The sequence below is a fragment of the Candidatus Protochlamydia sp. R18 genome (assembly GCF_000648255.1).
In the GTDB taxonomy this organism is placed as follows: Bacteria; Chlamydiota; Chlamydiia; order Chlamydiales; family Parachlamydiaceae; genus Protochlamydia; species Protochlamydia amoebophila.
The window spans coordinates 1-6,207 of sequence record NZ_BASL01000776.1 but is presented as its reverse complement, the minus strand read 5'-3'; the positions used below and the strand labels follow the sequence as shown (position 1 = coordinate 6,207).

3 protein-coding genes and 1 pseudogene are annotated in these 6,207 nt (G+C 34.2%); all 4 read right to left on the bottom strand.

Going from position 1 to position 6,207, the window contains the following annotated elements; genetic code table 11:
• Nucleotides 1–912: BTB/POZ domain-containing protein (locus tag TY19_RS10460; protein ID WP_042282370.1), on the bottom strand; the 912-nt coding region annotated here is incomplete at its 3' end.
• 321 nt (nucleotides 913–1,233) lie between these two features.
• Nucleotides 1,234–2,799 carry a BTB/POZ domain-containing protein gene (locus TY19_RS11945; RefSeq protein WP_052354912.1) on the bottom strand — a complete coding sequence of 522 codons (1,566 nt, stop codon included), beginning with the start codon at nucleotides 2,797–2,799 and terminating at the stop codon, nucleotides 1,234–1,236.
• Nucleotides 2,800–3,468: 669 nt separating this feature from the next.
• Nucleotides 3,469–4,013, bottom strand: a pseudogene (locus tag TY19_RS27375) (hypothetical protein); the annotation flags it as partial.
• Nucleotides 4,014–4,214: 201 nt separating this feature from the next.
• On the bottom strand, nucleotides 4,215–6,207 hold a 1,993-nt coding region (locus TY19_RS11940), incomplete at its 5' end, for a BTB/POZ domain-containing protein (protein ID WP_052354911.1).

Here is a 6,207-nt window from a genome sequence, read left to right as displayed (position 1 = left end):
TAAATCAGACGTCTGATTTAATAAGGTGCTCACGACTGTAGATTCTAAATAATTTTTTAAAGCGTTTAAGTGATATTGATGGGCAAAATTCAAAAGTTCTTTTAATTCTACTAGACTGTCTTCGCTGGAATTAAATAGCTCAAATTTCTCTGATTTATACCCATCAAGCAGCTGTTGTTCTAAATTTTTCACCACTTCTGTTAGTTGATAATAATCGGCTCGTTGAATAATAGAAGGGATTTCTTCTAAGGGAACTTTAAAATGAGCATCTAGCAAGCAGTGGAATAGACAAGTAAACTCTTTTTGGGTCAAAGCAAGAGGAGTTTGAAGAGTTTCTTTAAAATTGCCTGACCACAGATTCTTAAAATAGGGCGATTGTTCTTTTAACAAATCCAGTTGAGAACTAGAAAGATGCAAAAAAGTGCCATCTTGAAAGTTCAATTTAAATCCTGAAGGTAAAAACAAAAGCACAGAAGGTTGAATTGTTGACTCAATTTCTTCTGAGGAAAGGTTATTTGAAGGATTTAAGTCCGCAGAAGTATTTGGAGAGTCTGTTGCAAGTTTATTTTCACTGGCAGGATAATTACTTCCTTGTTGGCGAGTCTTTGGCAAAGAAGAACTGGGATTTAAACTTGATAATAATGAAACTAATTTGTGGTTTGTAGAGCTGCTAGAAACGGCAATTTCTTTTGTTCCCCAGAAAATTTCTCTCCACTGTGATTGAAGTTGATCTTTGTTGGCATTATTAAAGAAGAGATTTAGGAAGCTTTGAAAAATTGTTTTGCATAATAAAACAATGCGTTCAGAAAATTTTAAATGTTCGTTCGAGAGATTATAGGAGAGATTATAGGAGAGATTATGCGTATTGACTGTCAGATCCCTACGATTAAAACTTGAATTGTATATATTCAAAATTACTACCTGAATTATTCAATATAAGATATATTTCATATTATTTATGATATTATATCAATAAAAATCATTTAAATATTAATGAAATTAATTGGATTTAAAATAAAATTTTTTTTATTAATCGTAGACAAATCATGTATTAAGTTTTAATTAAATTTCAAATATTTAATCACTTATTTGTATTATACTATTGAAAATTCGTAAAAATCTATATTGTTTAAATACAAAAATTTAATCTTTAGTACGAACTAGTGATAAAGCCTATTAGATTAGTTATGAAAATGCGTTAATTCAGATTGATACAATATTATATAACTCAATTCAGATGGAATTATAATTAATCCGCATAAATTTTTTAACAGTTACTAAAGAAGTTAAATGTGCTAATCCAGCTTCAGTAAGTTTACAGCAACCACGTAGATCTAAATGTTGTAAAGCCTCTAAGGGAGTTAAATGCGCTAATCCAGCATCAGTGAGATTAGAGCATCCACTCAGATCCAAATATTGTAGAGCTACTAAGGATGTTAAATACGCTAATCCAGCGTCAGTGAGCTTACGGCACTCACGCAGATCTAAGTGCTGTAAAGCAACTAAAGATGTTAAATGTGCTAATCCAGCGTCAGTGAGATTAGGACACCAACCTAGATTTAAATGCTGCAGAGCCACTAAGGATGTTAAATGTGCTAATCCAGCGTCAGTGAGATTAGTGCATCCACTCAGATCCAAATGCTCTAATGCGACTAAGGGAGTTAAATGCGCTAATCCAGCATCAGTGAAATCGCGGCAACCACGTAGATCTAAATGTTGTAAAGCCACTAAGGGAGTTAAATGCGCTAATCCAGCGTCAGTGAGCTTACGGCACTCACGCAGATCTAAGTGCTGTAAAGCAACTAAAGATGTTAAATGTGCTAATCCAGCGTCAGTGAGATTAGGGTATCCACTCAGATCTAAATGCTGTAGAGTCACTAAGGATGTTAAATGCGCTAATCCAGCGGCAGTGAGCCCGTAGCAATCCTTAAGATAAAGCTCTTTTAAATTTTTACAATTTTTCAACGCTAAGAGATGAGTGTCAGTCAAAGAACCCTTCTCTGAAAAATTGAGTCCTTCTATTTCATTTGAGAAGTAGTTTAAAATTTTTTCAAATTCGTTTAAATGAGAAGCCTGCTTTAATAATGAACTTACAACTGTGAGTTCTAAATAATTTTTTAAAGTGTTCAATTTGTATTGCTGGGCAAAATTTAAAAGTTCTTTTAGTTTCACTAAGTTATCTTCGTTAGAATTAAATAGCTCACCTTTTTCAGATTTATAGACGCTAAGCAGCTGTTGTTCTAAATTCTTCACAACTTCTGTCAGTTGATAATAATCGGCTAGTTGAATGAAAGAACAGATGCTTTTCAAAGGAACTTTAAAATCGACGTCCACAAGGCACTTAAGTAGAATAGTAAACTCTTTTTGGGTCAAAGCAAGGGGAGTTTGAAGAGTTTCTTGGAAATTTCCCGACCAAAGATTCTTAAAATAAGGCGATTTTTCCATTAAAAAAGATATTTGAGAGCTAGGGATAATTAGAAAATTTCCATTCTGAAATCTTAGAATGGAAGAAGGAGGGGCAAAACTTGAAGTTTGAGCCGAACTTGATAAAGATACACTAGATTCTGGACGAGTCGTGACAATCTCTTTTCGCCCCCAAAAAATTTCTCTCCATTGAGACTGAAGCTGATCTCTATTGATATAGTTAAAGAATAGGTTCAAAAAGGACTGAAAAATTGTTTTGCATAATAAACTAATACGTTCAAAAAATTTTAAACGTTCGTTTGATGCAGAGTAAAATTGAGTATCTGAATTGACAATGGGAGTGGGCTGATGAGAATTTAAATTATAAATATGCATAAAGACCCTCCAAATTAGCTAAATAATTTTGAAGTATATCACACAATTTGTATTAGTGAAATTAAATAGGTAATATTAATGCAATAAAATAGGCAATTAAATTTAAAGTGAAAATTGTTCTTATCGATCGATGGTTGATGAAATTTTGTTCAAATATGAAAAAATTAGCAAAGAAATTGATTCCAATTTTATCACTTAAATGAGCAATCTCCGTTTGTCGAACAAGGAATGGATAGATTTATTTAACCAGCTGAAGCAAAAAGCAAATGTATTTTTACCTATTACTTACGGTTAAAAAAATTCATACTAATTCTACAGTAAGTTTAAATCCAATTCATGAGTTAATTAATAATAATGAAAAATAAATGTGAGGAGAGAAGGCAAGCGAGAGCTAAGGCGTTTTCATTGCATTTTAGATCAATATAATTTCCCTTGCTTATTAAAGAATAAAAAAGAACGTCAAATGCAATAATTCACATTGATGCAACTTTGAAACTAACTCAGATTCAAATGTGAAGCAATTACTAAAAATTTAAGATGCGCCAATCCAGCTGCGCGTTTTAATCATCGCTCAACAATGGAAAAGCGAATAATATTTCTGAATTCAGAATCCTTGAGAATTTTTGTACCAACGCAGACTCAAATGTGGTTTAGCTACTGAAATTTAAAATTCGCTAATTCATCGTCCGTGAGATTAGTGCATCCACTCAGATCCAAATGCTCTAATGCGACTAAGGGTGCCAAATGCGCTAATCCAGCATCAGTGAGTTTAGGGTATCCTTGAAGATAAAAAACTTTTAAATTTTTATAATTTTTTAATGCTAAGAAATAAGTGTCAATCAGATAGGTATTTTTTAAAAAATTGAGTCCTTTTATCTCATTTGAGAAGTAATTTAAAAATTTTTCAAATTCTGTAATTTGCACCCATCAAGCAACTGTCTTTCTAAATTTTTCACAACTTCTGCTAGTTGGTAATAATCGGCTCGTTGAATAATAGAAGGGATTTCTTCTAAGGGAACTTTAAAATTAGCATCCAACAGGCAATTGAGTAGATAAGTAAACTCTTTTTGTATCAAAGCGAGAGGATCTTGAAGAGTTTCTTGGAAATTTCCCGACCAAAGACTCTTAAAATAGGGCAATTTTTTTCTTAACAAAAATATTTAAGAACTAGAGATCCTTAGAGAAGTTCCATCTTGAAAGCTCAATTTAATTTCTTAAGGTCAAAACAAAAGTTCTGAAGTTTAAATTGTTGGATCTACTTTTTCTACATTCATACTGCTATTCCTATTGAAAATACGTAAGAATCAATGTAATTTAAATGCAAAATTTTTAATTTTTAGTATGAAAAATGCTTAAGCCTGTTAATTGGTTGTAAAAATGCGTTAATTTAGGTTAATTTAACAGTATAACCAAACTTAGATTATTGGTTTTAAATGTGATACAGCAAAGCTTACTAAGGATTTAAAATGCGCTAATCCGGCGTCAGTAAGATTATCGCAATAGTTTAAATCTAAATATTGCAGGCCCACTAAGGGTGTCAAATGCGCTAAACCAGCGTCTGTGAAATTGCTGCCTCCGCACAAAATCAAACGCTTTAAAGCTATTAATGGTGATAAATGCCTTAATCCAGCGTCAGTGAGATTAGTGCAATAACTCAGATCTAATTTTTGCAGGTTCACTAAGGAGGTCAAATGTGCCAACCCAGAATCAGTAAAATTATTGCCCATACCCAGATATAAAACTTGTAGGGCCACTAAGGGTGACAAATGTGTCAATCCATCATCAGTGAGATTTCTGCATCCAGACAAATCCAAATTCTGTAGAGATACTAAAGTTGACAAGTGCGCCAATCCAACGTCCCTAAGATTTCTGCAATAACTAAGATTTAAATGCTGCAGGACCACTAAAGGTGTCAAATGCGCTAATCCCGCGTCCGTAAGATTTTTGCAGCCACTTAGGCCCAAATGCTGCAGGGTTATTAAAGGCGTCAAATGCGCTAAACCAGCGTCCGTGAGATCAGGGCAACTAGATAAATCTAAATGTTGCAGGGCTACTAAGGGTGTCAAATGCGCCAATCCAGTGTCAGTAAGGTTATGGCAATAATTTACTTTCAAATGCTGCAGGGCCACTAAAGGTGTCAAATGCGCTAATCCAGCGTCCGTAAGATTTTTGCACCCACCTAGATCCAAGTGTTGCAGGGCTACTAAGGGTGTCAAATGCGCCAATCCAGCGTCAGTGAGCTTAAAGCACCTATGCAAATCTAAATGCTGCAAAGCCACTAAAGGTGTCAAATGTGCTAATCCAACGTCCGTGAGATTATCGCACCCATTCAGATCTAAATGTTGTAAAGTCACTAAGGGCCTCAAATGCGCTAATCCGGCGCCCGTGAGTTTATTACAATCATTTAAATTCAAATGTTGCAGAGCCACTAAAGATGTCAAATGCGCTAATCCAGCGTCCGTAAGATTTTTGCACCCACCTAGATCCAAATGCTGCAGGGCTATGAAAGGCGTCAAATGCGCCAATCCAGCGTCAGTGAGCTTAAAGTACCTATGCAAATCTAAATGCTGCAAAGCCACTAAAGGTGTCAAATGCGCTAATCCCGCATCCGTGAGATTATCACACCAACGCAGATGAAGTACTTTTAAATTTTTACAATTTTTTAACGCTAAAAGATGAGCATTAGTTAAATAAGCGTTTCTTGAAAAATGAAGTTCTTCTATGTCATTTGCGAAGTAATTTACAATTTTTTCAAATTCCGCTAAATCAGACGTCTGATTTAATAAGGTGCTCACGACTGTAGATTCTAAATAATTTTTTAAAGCGTTTAAGTGATATTGATGGGCAAAATTCAAAAGTTCTTTTAATTCTACTAGACTGTCTTCGCTGGAATTAAATAGCTCAAATTTCTCTGATTTATACCCATCAAGCAGCTGTTGTTCTAAATTTTTCACCACTTCTGTTAGTTGATAATAATCGGCTCGTTGAATAATAGAAGGGATTTCTTCTAAGGGAACTTTAAAATGAGCATCTAGCAAGCAGTGGAATAGACAAGTAAACTCTTTTTGGGTCAAAGCAAGAGGAGTTTGAAGAGTTTCTTTAAAATTGCCTGACCACAGATTCTTAAAATAGGGCGATTGTTCTTTTAACAAATCCAGTTGAGAACTAGAAAGATGCAAAAAAGTGCCATCTTGAAAGTTCAATTTAAATCCTGAAGGTAAAAACAAAAGCACAGAAGGTTGAATTGTTGACTCAATTTCTTCTGAGGAAAGGTTATTTGAAGGATTTAAGTCCGCAGAAGTATTTGGAGAGTCTGTTGCAAGTTTATTTTCACTGGCAGGATAATTACTTCCTTGTTGGCGAGTCTTTGGCAAAGAAGAACTGGGATTTAAACTTGATAATAATGAA

What these genes read in the sequence shown, in the direction of transcription:
- TY19_RS11945 (WP_052354912.1), bottom strand. Translation starts at nt 2,799, where the DNA reads ATGCATATTTATAATTTAAATTCTCATCAGCCCACTCCCATTGTCAAT.